The sequence below is a fragment of the Azospirillum endophyticum genome (assembly GCF_016595245.1).
Classification (GTDB): Bacteria; Pseudomonadota; Alphaproteobacteria; order Azospirillales; family Azospirillaceae; genus Azospirillum; species Azospirillum endophyticum.
On the sequence record NZ_JAENHM010000086.1, the window covers coordinates 1 to 16,384 of the forward strand.

Below are 16,384 nucleotides of genomic sequence, written 5' to 3' on the forward strand. Positions count from 1 at the left end.
CCGCGCTTCGTTCTGCGCCCCGCCGTCGGTGGAGCGGTTTATAGGCGCCTCGCCCCGAACCACGCAAGCGCTTTTTTGCGCTTCGATGAAAAATTCCTGACGGTTCTTAATTTCACCGAAGCCGGTGACGGATTCAGTGTAAGGGAACGACCCACCAACCGCGGCGTGGCCGGCGACCGTCCGGACGCGTCAATCCATAGTGTTCCCATAGGGTTCACCCAGAGTTCACCCCTGCGGTCTTGTGTCGGTTGACAGGGTCGGACCGGTCCAGCATCGTCCGATCGATAGGCTTAACACCTTAATGGTGATGGCCATCGCCGACAGCCTGCTGGGCGGCCCCAGGGGTTACAGGAGGAGAACGACGGTGCGTTCGAGGCTTTCCCGCCTTCCCACGCTCGCCTTGCTTGCCATCATCACGGCCGGTGCCCTGACGCCTGCGACGGTCGTCGCACGCAGCACCGATGCGCCGAATGGCCGGGGCCCCCTCGCCTACAAACCGGCGGTGAAGCCGAACACCGGTGGGGAGGGTACCGCCGAAGCCAAGGACGATGCAGGGGATGGAGGTCCCGCCGCCGGACCGGTCGACCGTCAGACCCTCTCCATCGGCCGCGGCGACACGCTGATGGATTTGCTTGCGACGGCCAAGGTGCCGACCAACGACGCCCACGATGCCGTCGCCGCCCTGCGCGAGCTCTACAATCCGCGCCGCCTCCAGGTCGGCCAACATGTGACGGTCCTGTTCGAACCGCGCCGTGGCGGTGCCCGCAAATTCGTCGGCTTCGAATTCGCTCCGGATCCGCTGCGGTCGGTGTCGATCGCGCGCAAGGGCGATGCCGGCTTCACCTCCAGCCAGACCGAAAAGCCGGTGACGCGCAAGCCGGTGGCGGCCCAGGGCGTCATCCGTTCCAGCCTGTTCGAGGCGGGGGCACAGGCCGGTGTTCCGATCTCGGTCATGATGGCCTTCATCCAGAACTTCTCCTACGACGTCGATTTCCAGCGCGACCTGCAGCCGGGCGACCGCTTCGAAATCTTGTATGAGAAGCTGGTCACCGCCGAAGGCATCCAGGCCGGCGAAGGCGAGTTGCTGTATGCCTCGCTGACGCTGAGCGGCGACGACATGCCGATCTACCGCTTCAAGACCCGTGACGGGCGGATCGACTATTACAATGGCGACGGTGAAAGCATCCGCCGCGCCCTGCTGCGCACGCCCGTCGACGGCGCCCGCATCACTTCGGGTTTCGGCATGCGCCACCATCCGATCCTGGGCTTCAGCAAGATGCACAAGGGCGTGGATTTCGGGGCGCCGACCGGAACGCCGATCTATGCGGCCGGTCGCGGCACCATCGAGATCGCGGAACGCAGCAGCTCCTACGGCAATTACGTCCGTATCCGCCACAACACCGAGATCTCCACCGCCTACGCCCATATGAGCCGCTTCGCCAAGTCGATCCGGCGCGGCGGAAAGGTCGACCAGGGTGACGTCATCGGCTATGTCGGTACCACCGGCCGGTCCACCGGGCCGCACCTGCATTACGAAGTGCTGAAAGCCGGGCATCAGGTGAACCCGCGCTCCATCGATCTGCCCACCGGCGAAAAGCTGGAGGGACGGGAGCTCCAGGCCTTTCAGCAGGCGCGGCGGTCGATCGAGAAGATGTTCGAAGACAGCCGCGGCGGCCTGCAACTGGCGCGCACCCCGGCTCCGGCCTCGGCAGAGGAAAAGGGCTGCAACAAGGCGAGCAGCTGCTGACCGGCAGCTAGCTGACGTGGCGCCGGCGGCAGGGACCGCCGGCGCGCCTACTCCTTGTTCATCATGTTCCGGATGGCGCCGACGAACTGGCGGGCGGTGTTCTCGTCTTCCAGCATCTTCTGCAGCTTGTCGCGGATGATCATCGCCTTCGGCCGCTGCTGCATCGCGCGCTCGATGGCGACGTCGGCTTCGCCGGGCTTCAACGGTTCGAGGTCTGACATGGCGGACATCCCGTGCGGAAGAGCCGATTGAGGCGGCATCCAGGTAAGGATAGCCGGAAGCGCCCCGGCCATCATCAGGCAAAGCGTGTCAGCGGTATTGCCCGACGGTCTCCACCGCTTCGCCACCGGTGCCGAGCTTGAACTCGGTGACGCCGGGGGCGGTATCGGGGTTGATGCCGCCGAGATCGAGGGCACGGACGCCACGCCGCTTCAACTCCTGCATCGCCTTCCACAGCACCAGCCGGGTGGCGCCGTTCCTGCGCCCCGCCTCGCTGGCCCAGCTGACTTGGCTGGTGGCGCAGACGCCATGGCGGAAGAACAGCCAGCAGGCGACCGGCGTGCGCCCGTCGAGCGCCGTCACCATCACCGCTCCGTCGTTGCTGCTTCCACTTTTGACCATGGCATTGCGCAGGCGGACGGCCAGCGGCCCGGTCATGGCGCGGAAGCCTTTGTCGAGCGCCTGGTCATGTTCCAGCTTCATCAGCCAGGGAAGGTTGTCGGCCTTCCAATCGATATCCATGACGAGGCCGGCCTTCTCCGCCCCGCGCAGGCGCTTGCGCCAATCGCGGGCGAGGCCGGCATGCAGCGCCTCCTCGTCATGGGTGAGGTCGAGCCAGACCGTCCGGTAGCCGGGAGCGACCTTGCGGAAGCCGCAGCGGGCGAGCATCGCTTCGTTCTCCGGGCCGGCGGGGAGTTCCGGCAGCAGGCTGGCGCGGCTGAGCGGGTTGCGCGGGCAGGCGCGGCGCAGCAGACGGAACACCGCTTCCAGGGTGTCGATATCAGGGATCCTGCCGTCGAGCCACAGCGGGCCGCGGTAACACTGGCGGTCATGGAACAGCTTCAGCATGCGGCGGTCGAGCGTCTGGACGAGACCGAGCGGCTCGCCGGCGCGGCGGATCACGCCAAGGCGCGGAACATGGCCATAGCTGCGGCCCATGGCACGGCCGTAGGCGAAGCTCTGCAGCAGGGTGGACCGCGGAATGCGGGCGAACAGAGCGCCCCAGTCGCCGACCGTGCCTTCGTTCCAGGCAATGTCGATGTCCGGCATCGGCGTTCCCCAATGGATTTGGATGGGCGGATCAGATGGGCGGATCAGGCCGGCGGCAGGGCGGACGTCGCCTCTTCCACCTGGACGAAGGTCGGGCGGTATTCCGGTTCGAGCACATTGCGGGCGTATTCCACCGAAATGGCCGGTGCATATCCGGAAAGATGAGCGATCAGGCCGGTCTTCATCGCCTGATAGTATTTTCCTTCGGCGTGATAGACGTTCTTCAGACCGCTGGCGATCGGGGCAAGAAAGCCGTAGGCGACCAGAATGCCGGTGAAGGTGCCGACCAGCGCGCCGCCGATCAGCTTGCCCAGCACCTCCGGCGGCTCGGTGATCGAACCCATCGTGTGGATCACGCCCAGCACCGCCGCCACGATGCCCAGCGCCGGCACCGCGTCGGCCACCGCCTGGATGGCGTCGGCGATGCGCTGGTGTTCGTGGTGCATCGTCTCGATGTCCTCGTCCATCAGGTCGACCAGTTCGTGCGGGTTGTCCGCCCCCAGCGACATCAGACGAAGATAGGTGCAAAGGAAATCGATGGCATGATGGTCGCCGTAGAATTTCGGGAATTGCTGGAAGAGCGGCGAGTCTTCCGGCTTTTCGATATGCTGTTCCAGCGCCAGCAGGCCCTTGGTCTTCGCGATCTTGAAGACCTGGTACATCATGGTGAGGACCTCCAGGAAGTCCTCCTTCTTGTATTTCGGGCCTTTGAACAGGTGGCCCAGCTCCTTGCCGGTGTGGGTGACCACCGATTTCGGATTGGCGATGAAGAAGGCCCCGGCACCGGAGCCCAGGATGATCATGAACTCGAACGGCATCCACAGCACGCCCATATGGCCACCGCCGAGGATGTAGCCGCCGAACACACTGAAGATCACGATGCCGAAGCCGATCATCACGAACATTCGGTCTTTCCCTCCCCGATACCGACCACGGGCCGCAAGACGCTCCCGGCCGACAGATGGCCGGACATCGGTTGAGTTTCCGTGAATCACCCGAACGGCCTACCGCCTTCGCGACAGGCCGCGCGATCCTACCGGGGTGGGCCGGTCCTGTCACGAAAGGACTGCCAAATCAGGGTTTTCAACGGGTGCGCCATGGGTGGACGGTGCAGGAGCGGCCGGGTGCGAGGCCGGGGCAGGTCCGGCCGCGATCGGAATGCGAAAGAAGGGCACAGGATGGTCACAGCCTGGACAGGCCATGCCAGAATGCGAAACGCCCCGGCCGCCGGGTTCGACCGGATCGCCGGGGCGCTTGGAAGCCGATGATCGAAGCCGATGAGCGTCAGCGAAGCGGAATATTCATCTGGACGCTGACGCCCGGTTGCGGCGGCGGCGGGGCATAAATGACGGCGGGCGGTGCGTAGGAGGGAGCATAGACGACTCGCGGCGGGGGCGGCGGGGCGGGAACCACGACCACCGGCGGCGGCGCGCCATAGATGACGACCGGACCGTCGTCATGGCGATGATGCTTCTTGTGGTGGCCCCAGCCATGGCCACGGCCATGCTCGCCTGGGTCGGCCAGTGACGGCGTCGACAAAGCCGCGCCGAGAAGCAGGACGGCGGCGGCGGCACCGGCGGCTTTCGCGGCGGCACGGACCATCCGGTTCGCTGCCGTTCCCGGAATCCGGGGGTGCTGCATGGTGGCTCCGGCATTCATCGGCCTGTTCTCCTGGAAAGGACTTGCATCGGCGGCGGGAGCGGCGAAAACCGGACTGGCGGCCGCATACCCCTTTCGATAGGAAAGCTTTTTATGCTCAGGCTGAGGCTCGACCGGGTGGGACATATTTCGGACGCTGCGCGGTGGACAGGGACGGTTGAGGGGACGAGGGGCAAGGGATCGCCGCGCATCCTTGCTTATGAAGCTGTTGATCGGCCGGCGCCTTGACTACCCGTCCGAAGGGGTTAGGCCCGATGCGGTGAAGAACCGGCTGCTTCTTGATGATCCGGTGGGCGTCGATCCTCGTATCGGGCATCGTATGTAAGGATGCTGCCGATCCCAACTCGGAAACCTGAGTCCTCTCGGAATTCCATGTCCAATGAGCCGCGCAGATGACCGTTCGAACCAGCCTTCGTACCATCGCCCTGGCGGCGGTCTTCTCCATGACGGGAGCCGCCGGCACCATGGCCGCAGACAGCGCCGCCGCAAGCAACGCCCCCGCAAGCAACGCCTACGACTTCGCCTTCCGGGGCATCGACGGTCAGCCACTGCCGCTGTCGCAGTTCAAGGGCAAGGCGATCCTGGTGGTCAACACCGCCTCGCAATGCGGCTTCACCCCGCAATACAAGGGGCTGGAAGCGTTGTGGCAGCGCTACCGCGACCGCGGGCTCGTGGTGGTCGGCGTACCCTCCGACGATTTCGGCGGGCAGGAGCCGGGGAATGCCAGCCAGATCAAGGATTTCTGCGAGGTCAATTACAGCATCGATTTCCCGATGGCCGACAAGACGGTGGTCTCGGGCGACAACGCCCACCCCTTCTACCGCTGGGCGGCCGGCGAGTTGGGTTTCCTCGCCAAGCCGCGCTGGAACTTCCACAAATATCTGGTCGGGCCGGACGGCAGGCTCGTGTCCTGGTTCTCCACGATGACGGACCCCGAGTCGGACAAGGTGCGCGAAGCGATCGAGACGCTGCTGCCGGAGAAGGAGCGGAAGTCGTAAGGGGGTGATCCGACTCCCTACTCGACCGCCTGCCGCAAGGCCGCAGCCCCCGCCCAGGGGGCGAGCGGCAGGGCGGCGGCGAGGATGCCGGCGAGAAGCAGCAGGTGCGGGCGCGGAGTCAGCCCGTTGATGGCGGCGTCGATGGCACCGGCACCGAAGATCAGCACGGGGATGTAGAGCGGCAGGATCAGCAGCGACAGCAGCACGCCGCCGCGCCGCGCCCCCAGGGTCAGCGCTGCACCGATGGCGCCGATCAGGCTGAGGATCGGCGTGCCCAGGGTCAGCGTCAGCACCAGGACGCCGAACCCCTCCGCATCCATGTTCAGCAGGACGGCCAGCAGCGGCGCGGCGACGATCAGCGGCACGCCGGTGACCAGCCAGTGGGCCAGCGTCTTCGCCAGCACCGCCGCCTCCAGCGGCAGGGAGGACAGCGACAGCAGTTCCAGCGAGCCGTCCTCGTAATCGGTCTGGAACAGACGCTCCAGCGACAGCAGCGAGGCGAGCAGCGCCGCCACCCAGATCACGCCGGCGGCGATGCGGGCGAGGATGTTCGGCTCCGGCCCGACCCCAAAGGGGAACAGCACGACGCACAGAACGAAGAACATGACGGCGATGGTGGCGTCCGACCCCTGGCGCAGCGCCAGCCGCAGGTCGCGCGCGACCAGGCGCAGGAAACGGCTCATGGCACGGCCCCCTCTTCCTCATAATCCTCGCTGCCGGCCTCTTCGTCGTCGGCATAGGGGGTGAAGTCGTCCAGATGCAGTTCCTCGCCGCCGGGGGTGGCGATGTCGGTGTGGGTGGACAGCACCACCATGCCGCCCTGGGCACGGTGTTCGGCGATCAACCCTTCGAACAGGGCGATGGCGGCACGGTCGAGCGCCACGGTCGGCTCGTCCAGCAGCCACAGCGCCGCCGGTGCGGCAAGCAGCCGCGCCAGGTTCAGCCGGCGCTTCTGCCCGGCCGACAGGTAGCGGCCCGGCACGCCGGCGATGTGCGGCACCCCCAGCCGGTCGAGCGCCGCCCGCGCATTGGCGGCCGGGTCGGCGGCCCCGGCCAGCGCCGCCCAGAAAGCGAGGTTCTCCACCGCCGTCAGCACCGGCTTCACCGCGTCGAGGTGGCCGACATATTGCACCCGCGACCGGTGGAGGTCCGGATCCTCGGCGACCGCCACCCCGTCCCAGCCCAGAGTCCCGCGCAACGGCTTCAGCAGCCCGGCCATCACCCGCAGCAGGCTGGACTTGCCGCTGCCGTTGGGGCCGAGCAACACCAGCGCGCCGCCGGGGCCGATGCGAAACTCCAGCCCGGTGAAGACCAGCCGGTCGCCACGCAGGCAGGTCAGTTCTGATCCGGCGAAGACGGGCATGGGGAAAGGTCGCGATTCCGGTTGAGGGAGGCGCTGCTATAGCACAGGGGGACAGGAAAGCCGGAGCGAGAATGCTGCCGCCATCGTCGCAGCCGCCGATAGGAAATGAGCCGAAAGAAAAGGCCACCGCGAGGGGGTTCTCGCGATGGCCTTGCGTCCGGCCGGGTCCGGCCGGTCGATACCTTGTGGAACGGCTTCGTTCGTCGCTGCGGTGGCGCTAGGGGGAACGCCGGTGCGCGACCTGCGGGGCCGGTTGCTTGAGTTATCGTCTAAGGGAAGAAAGTGGCAAAATTTGGATGGAGTTCGAGGAATTGGACGCCATCCGGTGACCGGCCGCGGGCCTCGCAGCGCTGCACTCCCATGCGTGCACCGCAGCACCGGGTGCCGGGATTGTCAGGGCTAAAGGCCGGGCACTTGTTCTGAATCAACGCCTTGTCCCCCATCCTGCCCCATCGTGGCATCGTCATCCCCCCGATCGATCGGAGGGTCGCCGCCTCCATCCGAAGCTCTTTTCGACGGCGGCGGCGTCTGCCCAAATGTGTTCAGGAAGCGAGTTGTCCCATGTCGGCCTTCGCAGACATCCTCCAGGCCATGCCGCCGATCGCACGGGTGGTCCTCATGCTCGGCCTCGTGTCGGCGGCCGGCGTGGCGCTCGGCCATATCAGGATCCGCGGGGTCGGGCTCGGCATCGGCGGCGTGCTGTTCTCCGGCATCGCCGGCGGCCACGTCGCCAAGCAGGCGGGCATCGCCTTCAACCCGGAGATGATGGACTTCATCCGCGACTTCGGCCTGATCCTGTTCGTCTACACCATCGGCATCCAGGTCGGTCCCGGCTTCTTCGCGGCGCTGCGCCGCACCGGGCTGGCGCTGAACGGGCTGGCCCTGCTGATGGTCGGATCCAGCATCCTGCTGACGGCGCTGCTGGTGTCGTCGGGCGCGCTGTCGCTGGGGTCGTCGCTGGGCGTGTTCGCCGGCGCGGTGACCAACGCCCCGGCGCTCGCCGCCACCCAGCAGGTGCTGACGGAGGTCGGGGCCGACGCCGCGGTGATGGCCCTGCCCGGCCTCGCCTTCGCCGTCACCTACCCGTTCGGCATCGCCGGCAACCTGCTGGCGATGGCCGCCGTCCGCATCCTGTTCCGCATCGACCCGGAAGCCGAGGCCGCCCGCTTCGAGGACTGCCGCCGCGCCGAGGTGTCGAGACTGGAGACCATGGATCTCGCCGTGCGCAATCCGGAGCTTGCCGGCCGGCCGCTCGGCTCGATCGACCTGCTGTGTGGCCAGGGGGTGGTCGCCTCGCGCCTGCTGTGCGACGGCAAGCTCTGCGTCCCGCATGACGACACCCGCCTGAAGCTGGGCGACGTGCTGCATGTGGTCGGGCCGCGGCCGAAGCTGGAACAGGTGCGCTCCCTGCTGGGACACGAGTTCGACCGGCCGCTGACCACCAAGGGCACCGACCTGAAATGGGAGCGCATCGTCGTCACCAGCAACGCGGTGCTAGGCAAGTCGATCGCCGCGCTGAATTTGCAGGAGGCCCACGACGTGGTGGTCAGCCGGGTCAACCGGTCGGGCGTGGAACTGGTGCCGACCCCGGCGCTGAAGCTGCAATTCGGCGACATCCTGACGGTGATCGGCCGGCCGGACAGCCTCGCCGCCGTCGGGCAGGTCTTCGGCAACTCCGCCCGCAAGCTGCAGCAGGTGGAGATGATCCCGATGTTCCTGGGCATCGCGCTGGGGGCGGCGCTGGGCGCCATCCCGATCTTCCTGCCGGGAATGCCGGCGCCGCTGCGCCTCGGTCTTGCCGGCGGCCCGCTGATCGTGGCGCTGATCCTGGGCCGCGTCGGCCATGTCGGGCCGCTGGTCTGGTTCATGCCGCCGGCCGCCAACCTGGCGCTGCGCGAGATCGGCATCGTCCTGTTCCTCGCCGTGCTGGGCATCGCGTCGGGCGACCGCTTCGTCGCCACGCTGGCGAGCGGCGCCGGCTGGCCCTGGATGATGTGGGGCGTGCTGGTGACGCTGGTGCCGCTGCTGCTGGCCGGGCTGGTGGCACGCGGGGTGATGAGGCTGAATTTCCTGACGATCTGCGGCGTGCTGGCCGGGGCGCAGACCAATCCGCCGGGGCTGGCCTACGCCAACGCGCTGGTCGCGTCGGAGGCTCCGGCGCTGGCCTACGCCACCGTCTACCCGCTGGCGATGTGCCTGCGCATCCTGGGACCGCAGATCCTGGTACTATTGTTGTGGTAGCGCACCATTTTCCGACACAAGCGGCACAACGTGCGAAGTGTGTGAAATCCGCGTTGCGGAACCCCTGCACCCCGGTCTAGCCTATGCCGCAATGGTCAGGCCATGGCCAGTCCCCACAACCCAGCCGGTTCCTCCGCATGCATCGTCACCCGCCCGTCAGCGACTCCGCACCTGCCGCCGTCGTCGTGGAGGATCTGCACAAGCGGTTCGGTGAGCTGGAGGTGCTGAAAGGCGTGTCGCTGACCGCCCACGAAGGCGACGTCATCACCCTGATCGGCTCGTCCGGTTCGGGCAAGAGCACGCTGCTCCGCTGCATCAACATGCTGGAGATCCCGGACGACGGGCGCGTGGTCATCGGCGGCGAGGCGATCGCGCTGAAAAAGACGCGCGGCGGTGCCAGCGTTCCCGCCGATTCCCGGCAGGTGGAGCGCATGCGCACCCGGCTCGGCATGGTGTTCCAGAGCTTCAACCTCTGGACCCACATGACCATCCTGCAGAACGTGATCGAGGCGCCGGTCCATGTGCTGGGCGTGCCGAAGGCCGAAGCCGTCGACCGCGCCCGCATGCTGCTGGACAAGGTCGGCATCCTGGCCAAGGCCGACGCCTACCCGGTCCAGCTGTCGGGCGGCCAGCAGCAGCGCGCCGCCATCGCGCGGGCACTCGCCATGCAGCCCAAGGTGATGCTGTTCGACGAGCCGACCTCCGCGCTCGACCCCGAGTTGGTCGGCGAGGTCCTGCGCGTCATCCGCCAGCTGGCGGACGAAGGCAACACGATGATCCTGGTGACGCACGAGATGGGCTTCGCCCGCGAAGTGGCGTCCAAGGTGGTTTTCCTGCACCAGGGGCGGATCGAGGAGGAGGGGTCACCCGACAAGGTGCTGACCAACCCCGACTCGGACCGGGTGCGGCAGTTCCTCTCGCGCCATCTGTCCGGCGCGGCGTGAGGGGAAGAGGCAGAGGGCAGGACCGGACCTGACGGAACCAGAACCAGCCCGCGGCGAAAGCGGGCAAGGCGAACAGAGGAGTGTGTTCCTTGAAGAAGATCGTTTCGGCCCTGGCGCTCGGCGCCATGATGGCCGTCGCCGCTGCCGGCGCCGCCGGTGCGAAGGAATGGAAGACGGTCCGCATCGCCAGCGAGGGCGCCTATCCTCCGTGGAACGCCACCGACACCTCGGGCAAGCTGACCGGCTTCGAGGTCGATCTCGGCAACGACCTGTGCAAGCGCATGAAGGTGACTTGCGAGTTCGTCGCCCAGGATTGGGACGGCATCATCCCGGCCCTGCAGCAGGGCAAGTACGACGCCATCATGTCGGCGATGACCATCACCGACGAGCGCAAGAAGGTCATCGACTTCTCGGTTCCCTACGGCACCGAGCCGTCGGTCTTCGCCGTGCTGACCGACTCGCCGCTGGCCAAGGCCCTGAACCTCGGCGCCGAGCGCGTCGACCTGAACGACCAGGGCAAGGCCAAGCCGACCCTCGACAAGCTGGCCGACGTGCTGAAGGGCAAGTCGGTCGGCGTCCAGGTGTCGACCATCCAGGCCGACTTCATGGACAAGCATCTGCCGAAGGTGACCATGCGCACCTACGACAAGATCGACAATGCCGGCATCGACCTGGGCTCGGGCCGCGTCGACGCCATGCTGGGCGACCGTTCGGTCGTCGAGGCGGTGGTGAAGGCGACGCCGGGCAAGATGGTCATCGTCGGCCCGAACTTCATCGGCGGCGTGATCGGCGAAGGCATGGGCGTCGGCCTGCGCAAGGACACCGCCGACCTGAAGGCGATGTTCGACAAGGCCATCGGCGAGGCGCTGAAGGACGGCACCGTCAAGAAGCTGAGCACCCAGCATTTCGGCTACGACATCTCGCCCACCAAGTAAGGTGGCCAAGCAAACCGGCCAAGCAAGGCGGGCCTTCGGCCCTTCTGTCTGATCGGAACGGCGCCCGGCGGCCTTCACGGCAACCGGGCGCCAATCGTTCCCGATCACCGTCAGCTGCCCCCGCACGGCCGGCGTCCGCGCCGGATCCGGCGGGCCTTACCGGGCGTGCCAATGCTGGAACTCCTTTCCTTCGGTCCCAACGGCTGGGGCGGACAGCTTCTGATGGGCACCGCGATGACGGTCGCGGTCGCCGTGTCGGCCTTCGCCTTCGGCATCCTCGTCGGATCGCTCGGCGCCTCGGCCAAGCTCAGCCACTCCCTGGCGCTGAACGTCGTGGCCGACGTCTACACCACGATCGTCCGCGGCATCCCCGAACTGCTGGTGATCTATCTGCTGTTCTTCGGCGGCAGCGGGGTCGCCTCCTCCATCGCCGCCGCCTTCGGCTATGACGGGCGGGTCGACCTCAACGCCTTCACCATCGGCGTGCTGGCGGTCGGGCTGATCTCCGGCGCCTATTCGACCGAGGTGATCCGCGGCGCCGTGCAGTCGGTCCCCTTCGGCCAGATCGAGGCGGCGCGCGCCTGCGGCATGAGCCGCTGGCTGATCCTGCGCCGGGTGCTGGTGCCGCAGACCCTGCGCTTCGCCCTGCCCGGCCTCGGCAATGTCTGGCAGCTGACGCTGAAGGACACGGCGCTGGTGTCGGTGACGGCGCTCGCCGAGCTGATGCGGGTGACGCATCTGGCCGCGGGCGCCACGCGTCAGCCCTTCCTGTTCTACGGCACCGCCGCCGTGCTCTACCTGATGCTGACCACCGTTTCGACGGCGCTGTTCAACCGCGCCGAAATCTCCGCCAACCGCGGCGTCCGGAGGGCCTGAGGCCATGAACTGGCAACTGATGTGGGACAGCCTGCCCCGCATGCTCGGCGGTCTGTCGCTGACGCTGCAGCTGATCCTGGGGTCCCTGGCGCTGGGCGCGCTGGTGGCCTTCGCCGTGGCGTTGCTGCGGCTGTCGGGCAACCGCTTGGTCGAGAGGCTGGCCACGGCCTATGTCTTCGTCTTCCGCGGCACGCCGCTGCTGGTGCAGATCTTCCTGGTCTATTACGGGCTGGGCCAGTTCGAGTTCATCCGCGAAAGTTTTCTCTGGCCCTTCCTGCGCGAGCCCTACTGGTGCGCCATCCTGGCGCTGACGCTGAACACCGGCGCCTACACCAGCGAGGTGCTGCGCGGCGCCATCCTGTCGGTGCCCCAGGGGCAGGTGGAGGCGGCCCGCGCCTGCGGCATGTCGCGCGCGCTGGCCTTCCGCCGCATCGTCCTGCCGGTGGCGATCCGCCAGATGCTGCCGGCCTACGGCAACGAGGTGATCCTGATGGTCAAGGCGACCTCGCTCGCCAGCACGATCACGCTGATGGAGGTCACCGGCATCGCCCGGCGCATGATCGCCCAAACCTTCGCGGTCTTCGAGCTGTTCATCGTCGCCGGGGCGATCTACCTGGTGCTGAACTTCGTCGCCACCCGGCTGATCAAATTCGCCGAATGGCGTCTGACCCCGTATCTGCGGGTACGCGCGTAAGTAAGGATCACTTTCTCTCCCGCGACGATTTCCCCCTCTTTTCCTTGTAAAGAGGGGCGGGGCGAGGGGGCGCACGCTGACAATCCCCAGCTATCCTTACCTGAGATACGAAAACGCCGCGGCCCGTCCCGATGACGGCCGCGGCGTTTTCGCTTCTATCCTCACCTCTCTTCCCGGAGAGGAGAGGGAATGTTTCCTTACTGGCCCAGCATCTCGAACGACGGCGGCGCCGGGTCGACCACCCGCGATCCCGTCGGGGTGATTTCCATCACCGCCAGACCGCGTTCGACCAAGCCGTCGGTGCGCAGGCGGAACAGGCCGTCCAGCCCTTCGAAGCCGTTGGGGTTGGTCATCGCCATGCGGTCGAAGGGGACCGGGCCGCCGCTGCGGGTCAGGACCGCGGCGATCGAGGTCGCGTCATAGGCCAGCGTGGCGATGCGCGGCGGCTTGCGGCCATAGACCTGCTCGAACTGCGACTCGAAGCGGGCACGGGTCTGCGGCGCCGGAGCGGCGTAGAGCGCGCCGACCAGCGCCGGTTCCTGTCCCAGGGCGCCTTGCGACGTATCGTCCCACAGGCCGGTGCCCAGCAGCTTGACCTGCTGCGGCTGGACGCCGTTGGCGGCCAGCGCCTGGGCGATGCCCTGGGCGCGCTGCCCGCCTTCGGCCAGCATCACCGCCTGCGGCTGCGGGGTTTCCTGCGCCACCTGCTTGGCCGGGACCGACAGGTCGGTGACGGCCGGGTCGTAGCGCTCGACCTGCGTGGTCATGGTGCCCAATCGCGGGCCGATGGCCTGCAGGGCGTTGACCACCGCATCGCCGTAGGGCGAGCGCGGCGCCAGCACGGTGAAGCGCGTCGCCCCGCGCGAGCGGGCATAGCCGGCGACGCGGCTGACCTGATCGGCCGGAACGAAGCCCAGCACATAGGTGCCGTTGCCGGCCTGGGTGGCGTCGTTGGTGAAGGCCAGCACGTCGACTCCGGCATTCTGCGCGATCGGCCGCACCGCGGCGACGTCGGCGGCGAACAGCGGCCCGATGATCAGGCGGGCGCCTTCGGCCAGCGCCTGGCGCGCGGCGTCGGCGGCACCGCTCGGCGTGCCCTTGGTGTCGCGCGGCAGAAGCTGGAGCTGATCGCCGGCCATGTCGAACAGCGCCATCTGGGCGGCATCCAGCATCGCCTGTCCGATTGCCGCGCTCTGTCCGCTGAGGGGAACCAGCACGGCGACCTTGACCGGGCCCTGCGCGCCGGGCAGAGGAGCCACCGGAGCCGGGACCGGTTGCGGCGCTTGTGCCACCTGCGGCGGCGCGCTTACAGTCGAACAGGCCGACAACAGGCCGGCGACCAGCAAGGCTGCCACGCCGTGACGTTTCAGACCCTGTGAGAAAGCTGTTGCCAAGCGTGCCACCAATCGTCTCCACATCTGCTGAAACGGCCGCCGGAACCGACGGCGAAACCCAATCCATGGACCAGGGCATGGCCGGAGAAGGCATGGCCGAGGGCGGCGCCGCCCAAAGTGGCGCTCAAGGTAGCCCCCTCGCCGCCCCAAGTAAACTCGCGGCCGGTCTGCACGTGGTCGCTACCCCCATCGGAAACGCCGCGGACATCACGCTGCGCGCGCTCGACACGCTGAAGCGGGCCGACGCCATCGCCTGCGAGGACACGCGCGTCACCGCCAAGCTGATGGGCATCCACGGCATCCACACCCCCTTCGTCTCCTACCACGAACACAACGCCGCAAAGATGCGTCCGGTCCTGATCGGCCGCATGAAAAAGGGCGAGGCCATCGCGCTGGTCACCGACGCCGGCACGCCGCTGGTCTCCGACCCCGGCTACAAGCTGGTGCGGGAGTGCGTGGCGGAGGGAGTGGCGGTGACCACCCTGCCCGGCGCCTCGGCCCCGCTGGTGGCGCTGGTGCTGTCCGGCCTGCCGACCGACCGCTTCCTGTTCGCCGGCTTCCTGCCGAACAAGAGCAGCGCGCGGCGCGCCACCGCAGGCGAACTGAAAGGCGTGCCGGCCACGCTGATCTTCTTCGAATCGCCGCAGCGCCTGCCGGAGTCCTTGGCCGACCTCGCCGACATCCTGGGTCCGCGCGAGGCCGCCGTCGCCCGCGAGCTGACCAAGCTCTATGAGGAGGTGCGGCGCGGCACCCTGCCCGAACTGGCTGCCCATTATGCCGAGGCCGGCCCGCCGCGCGGCGAGGTCGTCCTCGTCATCGGCCCGCCGGGGGAGGAGGAGACGCCGGGCGAGGCCGATGTCGACGCCCTGCTGCGCGAGGCGCTGACCCGCCTGTCGGTGCGCGACGCCGCCGCCGACGTCGCCGCCCGCACCGGCCAGCACAAGCGCACCGTCTATGCCCGCGCGCTGGAATTGTCGCGGGAGGCGGGCAAATGACCGACCTGGATGCGCGGCGCCTGCGTGCCGAAAGCCTGGGCCGCCGGGCGGAGGCGCTGTGCCGCCTGTCGCTACGGCTGCGCGGCTACCGCATCCTGGCCAGCCGCCTGCGCACGCCGATGGGCGAGATCGACATCGTCGCCAGACGCGGCCGGACCATCGCCATCGTCGAGGTGAAGGCCAGAGGCGACTGGGACACCGCGAACGAGGCGTTGAACGCCCGCCAGCGCGGCCGGCTCGCCCGTGCCGCCCATGCCTTCCTGGGCGCCAACCCGCGCTACGCCGGCTATGTCTTGCGCTTCGACGTGATGCTGGTTACCCCTTGGGCCTGGCCCCGCCATCTGGTCGATGCCTGGCGTCTTTGACGGACGACTTCGATGGGCGACCTTGGCAAGGGGCGGAGATGAGAGGGCGACAGTCTTGAGCAACCGCGCGGAAGCCCGCGAAATCCTGCGCCGCATCGGCGACCAGCCGGACGACGAGATCGACCTGGCGGAAGCCGCCCTGGCACTGGGCGCGCTGGAACTGCCGAATGCCGACCTCGCCCCCTACCGCTCCCATATCGGGGCCATCGTCGGGGATCTGGCCGCCCGCATCGCGGCGCAGGATCCGGAGACCGACGGCCTGGAGGCACGCATCGCCCATCTTCATGCGGTGATCGGCGGTCGCCACGGCTATTCGGGCGACCACGACACTTATGACGACCTGCAGAACGCCAACCTGCTGCGGGTGATCGACCGCCGGCGCGGCCTGCCGGTGGCGCTGGGCATCCTCTATATGCATGCCGCCCGCTCCCAGGGCTGGCCGATGGTCGGCCTGAACTTCCCCGGCCATTTCCTGGTTCGCATCGAGAAGGACGGCGCCCGCGCCATCCTCGACCCCTTCAACGAGGGGCAGACCCGCAGCGTCGTCGATCTGCGCGACCTGTTGAAGGCCACCGCCGGCAGCGCCGCCGAGCTGGAGCCCGGCCATTACCAGCCGGTGTCGAACCGCGACGTGCTGCTGCGCCTGCAGAACAACATCAAGCTGCGCCACCTGTCGGCGCACGAGGTGCCGAAGGCGCTGGAGGTGCTGGAGGCGATGCGCCTGTTCGCCCCGCACGAGCCGGCGCTGTGGCGCGAGACCGGCCTTCTGGAGGCCCATGCCGGCAACCTGAAGGACGCCATCACCGCGCTGGAGACCTTCATGGCGCTGACCGGCGACGACCATCACCGGCACCAGACCGCCTCGCTGATCCAGCAGTTGAAGAATCGCCTGAACTGACCCCCG

The 16,384-nt window shown here is 67.9% G+C and carries 19 protein-coding genes; 12 read left to right on the plus strand and 7 right to left on the minus strand.

What is annotated here, in order from left to right:
- Together JHL17_RS36850 and JHL17_RS33725 are read left to right on the plus strand one after the other, a co-directional pair.
- Positions 1 to 252, plus strand: a 252-nt coding sequence (locus JHL17_RS36850) for a hypothetical protein (protein WP_211113671.1), incomplete at its 5' end; no start/stop codon positions are given.
- A gap of 112 nt (positions 253 to 364) precedes the next feature.
- Complete coding sequence (locus tag JHL17_RS33725; RefSeq protein WP_200199036.1) at positions 365 to 1,747, plus strand: peptidoglycan DD-metalloendopeptidase family protein; 1,383 nt, start codon at positions 365 to 367, stop codon at positions 1,745 to 1,747.
- A 47-nt stretch (positions 1,748 to 1,794) separates the two neighbouring features.
- On the opposite strand, the gene JHL17_RS33730 is transcribed toward JHL17_RS33725, so the two are convergent.
- The 4 genes from JHL17_RS33730 to JHL17_RS33745 all read right to left on the minus strand — a co-directional run bounded on the left by JHL17_RS33730 (position 1,795) and on the right by JHL17_RS33745 (position 4,675).
- Positions 1,795 to 1,968, minus strand: a complete 174-nt coding sequence (locus JHL17_RS33730) for a hypothetical protein (RefSeq protein WP_158281987.1) — start codon at positions 1,966 to 1,968, stop codon at positions 1,795 to 1,797.
- 88 nt (positions 1,969 to 2,056) lie between these two features.
- Positions 2,057 to 3,016: a lipid II:glycine glycyltransferase FemX gene (locus JHL17_RS33735; protein ID WP_200199037.1), complete on the minus strand. Its 960-nt coding sequence runs from the start codon at positions 3,014 to 3,016 to the stop codon at positions 2,057 to 2,059.
- A 44-nt stretch (positions 3,017 to 3,060) separates the two neighbouring features.
- Positions 3,061 to 3,921 (minus strand): flagellar motor stator protein MotA, encoded by an 861-nt coding sequence (gene motA / locus JHL17_RS33740; protein WP_200199038.1) that lies wholly within the window; start codon positions 3,919 to 3,921, stop codon positions 3,061 to 3,063.
- Between the two features lie 379 nt (positions 3,922 to 4,300).
- The gene (locus JHL17_RS33745) at positions 4,301 to 4,675 is read right to left on the minus strand and encodes a hypothetical protein (RefSeq protein ID WP_247894018.1); all 375 of its coding nucleotides are present in this window, start codon (positions 4,673 to 4,675) and stop codon (positions 4,301 to 4,303) included.
- A 199-nt stretch (positions 4,676 to 4,874) separates the two neighbouring features.
- On the opposite strand from JHL17_RS33745, the gene JHL17_RS37805 reads away from it, so the two are divergent.
- A complete protein-coding gene (locus JHL17_RS37805; protein ID WP_282189399.1) occupies positions 4,875 to 5,000 on the plus strand; it encodes a hypothetical protein in 126 nt (41 codons plus the stop codon).
- A gap of 67 nt (positions 5,001 to 5,067) precedes the next feature.
- Positions 5,068 to 5,673 carry a glutathione peroxidase gene (locus JHL17_RS33750; RefSeq protein WP_200199039.1) on the plus strand — a complete coding sequence of 202 codons (606 nt, stop codon included), beginning with the start codon at positions 5,068 to 5,070 and terminating at the stop codon, positions 5,671 to 5,673.
- A gap of 17 nt (positions 5,674 to 5,690) precedes the next feature.
- Here the strand turns inward: JHL17_RS33750 and ccmB are convergent, their stop codons facing one another.
- A complete protein-coding gene (ccmB, locus tag JHL17_RS33755; RefSeq protein WP_200199040.1) occupies positions 5,691 to 6,356 on the minus strand; it encodes a heme exporter protein CcmB in 666 nt (221 codons plus the stop codon).
- Positions 6,353 to 7,036 carry a heme ABC exporter ATP-binding protein CcmA gene (gene ccmA, locus JHL17_RS33760; protein WP_200199041.1) on the minus strand — a complete coding sequence of 228 codons (684 nt, stop codon included), beginning with the start codon at positions 7,034 to 7,036 and terminating at the stop codon, positions 6,353 to 6,355. The genes ccmB and ccmA overlap by 4 nt, the downstream gene beginning before the upstream one ends.
- Positions 7,037 to 7,597: 561 nt before the next feature.
- Here ccmA and JHL17_RS33765 point away from each other — a divergent pair.
- The 5 genes from JHL17_RS33765 to JHL17_RS33785 all read left to right on the plus strand — a co-directional run bounded on the left by JHL17_RS33765 (position 7,598) and on the right by JHL17_RS33785 (position 12,726).
- Positions 7,598 to 9,277: a putative transporter gene (locus tag JHL17_RS33765; protein WP_247894019.1), complete on the plus strand. Its 1,680-nt coding sequence runs from the start codon at positions 7,598 to 7,600 to the stop codon at positions 9,275 to 9,277.
- A 137-nt stretch (positions 9,278 to 9,414) separates the two neighbouring features.
- A complete protein-coding gene (locus JHL17_RS33770) occupies positions 9,415 to 10,221 on the plus strand; it encodes an ABC transporter ATP-binding protein (protein WP_200199042.1) in 807 nt (268 codons plus the stop codon).
- Positions 10,222 to 10,301: 80 nt separating this feature from the next.
- Positions 10,302 to 11,156: a lysine/arginine/ornithine ABC transporter substrate-binding protein gene (locus JHL17_RS33775; RefSeq protein ID WP_345773931.1), complete on the plus strand. Its 855-nt coding sequence runs from the start codon at positions 10,302 to 10,304 to the stop codon at positions 11,154 to 11,156.
- A gap of 171 nt (positions 11,157 to 11,327) precedes the next feature.
- Positions 11,328 to 12,032 (plus strand): ABC transporter permease, encoded by a 705-nt coding sequence (locus JHL17_RS33780; RefSeq protein WP_200199044.1) that lies wholly within the window; start codon positions 11,328 to 11,330, stop codon positions 12,030 to 12,032.
- 4 nt (positions 12,033 to 12,036) lie between these two features.
- Positions 12,037 to 12,726, plus strand: a complete 690-nt coding sequence (locus JHL17_RS33785; RefSeq protein WP_200199045.1) for an ABC transporter permease — start codon at positions 12,037 to 12,039, stop codon at positions 12,724 to 12,726.
- A gap of 197 nt (positions 12,727 to 12,923) precedes the next feature.
- On the opposite strand, the gene JHL17_RS33790 is transcribed toward JHL17_RS33785, so the two are convergent.
- Complete coding sequence (locus tag JHL17_RS33790) at positions 12,924 to 14,081, minus strand: penicillin-binding protein activator (RefSeq protein ID WP_345773932.1); 1,158 nt, start codon at positions 14,079 to 14,081, stop codon at positions 12,924 to 12,926.
- Between the two features lie 206 nt (positions 14,082 to 14,287).
- Here JHL17_RS33790 and rsmI point away from each other — a divergent pair, with 206 nt between their 5' ends.
- The 3 genes from rsmI to JHL17_RS33805 are packed head-to-tail and all read left to right on the plus strand — an operon-like array spanning position 14,288 to position 16,378.
- Positions 14,288 to 15,115, plus strand: coding sequence for a 16S rRNA (cytidine(1402)-2'-O)-methyltransferase (gene rsmI / locus JHL17_RS33795; protein WP_211113674.1), 828 nt, complete (start codon positions 14,288 to 14,290; stop codon positions 15,113 to 15,115).
- The gene (locus tag JHL17_RS33800) at positions 15,112 to 15,480 is read left to right on the plus strand and encodes a YraN family protein (RefSeq protein WP_109096902.1); all 369 of its coding nucleotides are present in this window, start codon (positions 15,112 to 15,114) and stop codon (positions 15,478 to 15,480) included. The genes rsmI and JHL17_RS33800 overlap by 4 nt, the downstream gene beginning before the upstream one ends.
- A 55-nt stretch (positions 15,481 to 15,535) precedes the next feature.
- Positions 15,536 to 16,378: a SirB1 family protein gene (locus JHL17_RS33805; RefSeq protein WP_200199048.1), complete on the plus strand. Its 843-nt coding sequence runs from the start codon at positions 15,536 to 15,538 to the stop codon at positions 16,376 to 16,378.
- Positions 16,379 to 16,384 lie beyond the last annotated feature (6 nt).

Coding starts and splice junctions, on each gene's coding strand:
- JHL17_RS33730 (WP_158281987.1), bottom strand. CDS start 1,968: ATGTCAGACCTCGAACCGTTGAAGCCCGGCGAAGCCGACGTCGCCATC.
- JHL17_RS33735 (WP_200199037.1), bottom strand. CDS start 3,016: ATGCCGGACATCGACATTGCCTGGAACGAAGGCACGGTCGGCGACTGG.
- motA (WP_200199038.1), bottom strand. CDS start 3,921: ATGTTCGTGATGATCGGCTTCGGCATCGTGATCTTCAGTGTGTTCGGC.
- JHL17_RS33745 (WP_247894018.1), bottom strand. CDS start 4,675: ATGAATGCCGGAGCCACCATGCAGCACCCCCGGATTCCGGGAACGGCA.
- JHL17_RS37805 (WP_282189399.1), top strand. CDS start 4,875: ATGAAGCTGTTGATCGGCCGGCGCCTTGACTACCCGTCCGAAGGGGTT.
- JHL17_RS33750 (WP_200199039.1), top strand. CDS start 5,068: ATGACCGTTCGAACCAGCCTTCGTACCATCGCCCTGGCGGCGGTCTTC.
- ccmB (WP_200199040.1), bottom strand. CDS start 6,356: ATGAGCCGTTTCCTGCGCCTGGTCGCGCGCGACCTGCGGCTGGCGCTG.
- ccmA (WP_200199041.1), bottom strand. CDS start 7,036: ATGCCCGTCTTCGCCGGATCAGAACTGACCTGCCTGCGTGGCGACCGG.
- JHL17_RS33765 (WP_247894019.1), top strand. CDS start 7,598: ATGTCGGCCTTCGCAGACATCCTCCAGGCCATGCCGCCGATCGCACGG.
- JHL17_RS33770 (WP_200199042.1), top strand. CDS start 9,415: ATGCATCGTCACCCGCCCGTCAGCGACTCCGCACCTGCCGCCGTCGTC.
- JHL17_RS33780 (WP_200199044.1), top strand. CDS start 11,328: ATGCTGGAACTCCTTTCCTTCGGTCCCAACGGCTGGGGCGGACAGCTT.
- JHL17_RS33785 (WP_200199045.1), top strand. CDS start 12,037: ATGAACTGGCAACTGATGTGGGACAGCCTGCCCCGCATGCTCGGCGGT.
- JHL17_RS33800 (WP_109096902.1), top strand. CDS start 15,112: ATGACCGACCTGGATGCGCGGCGCCTGCGTGCCGAAAGCCTGGGCCGC.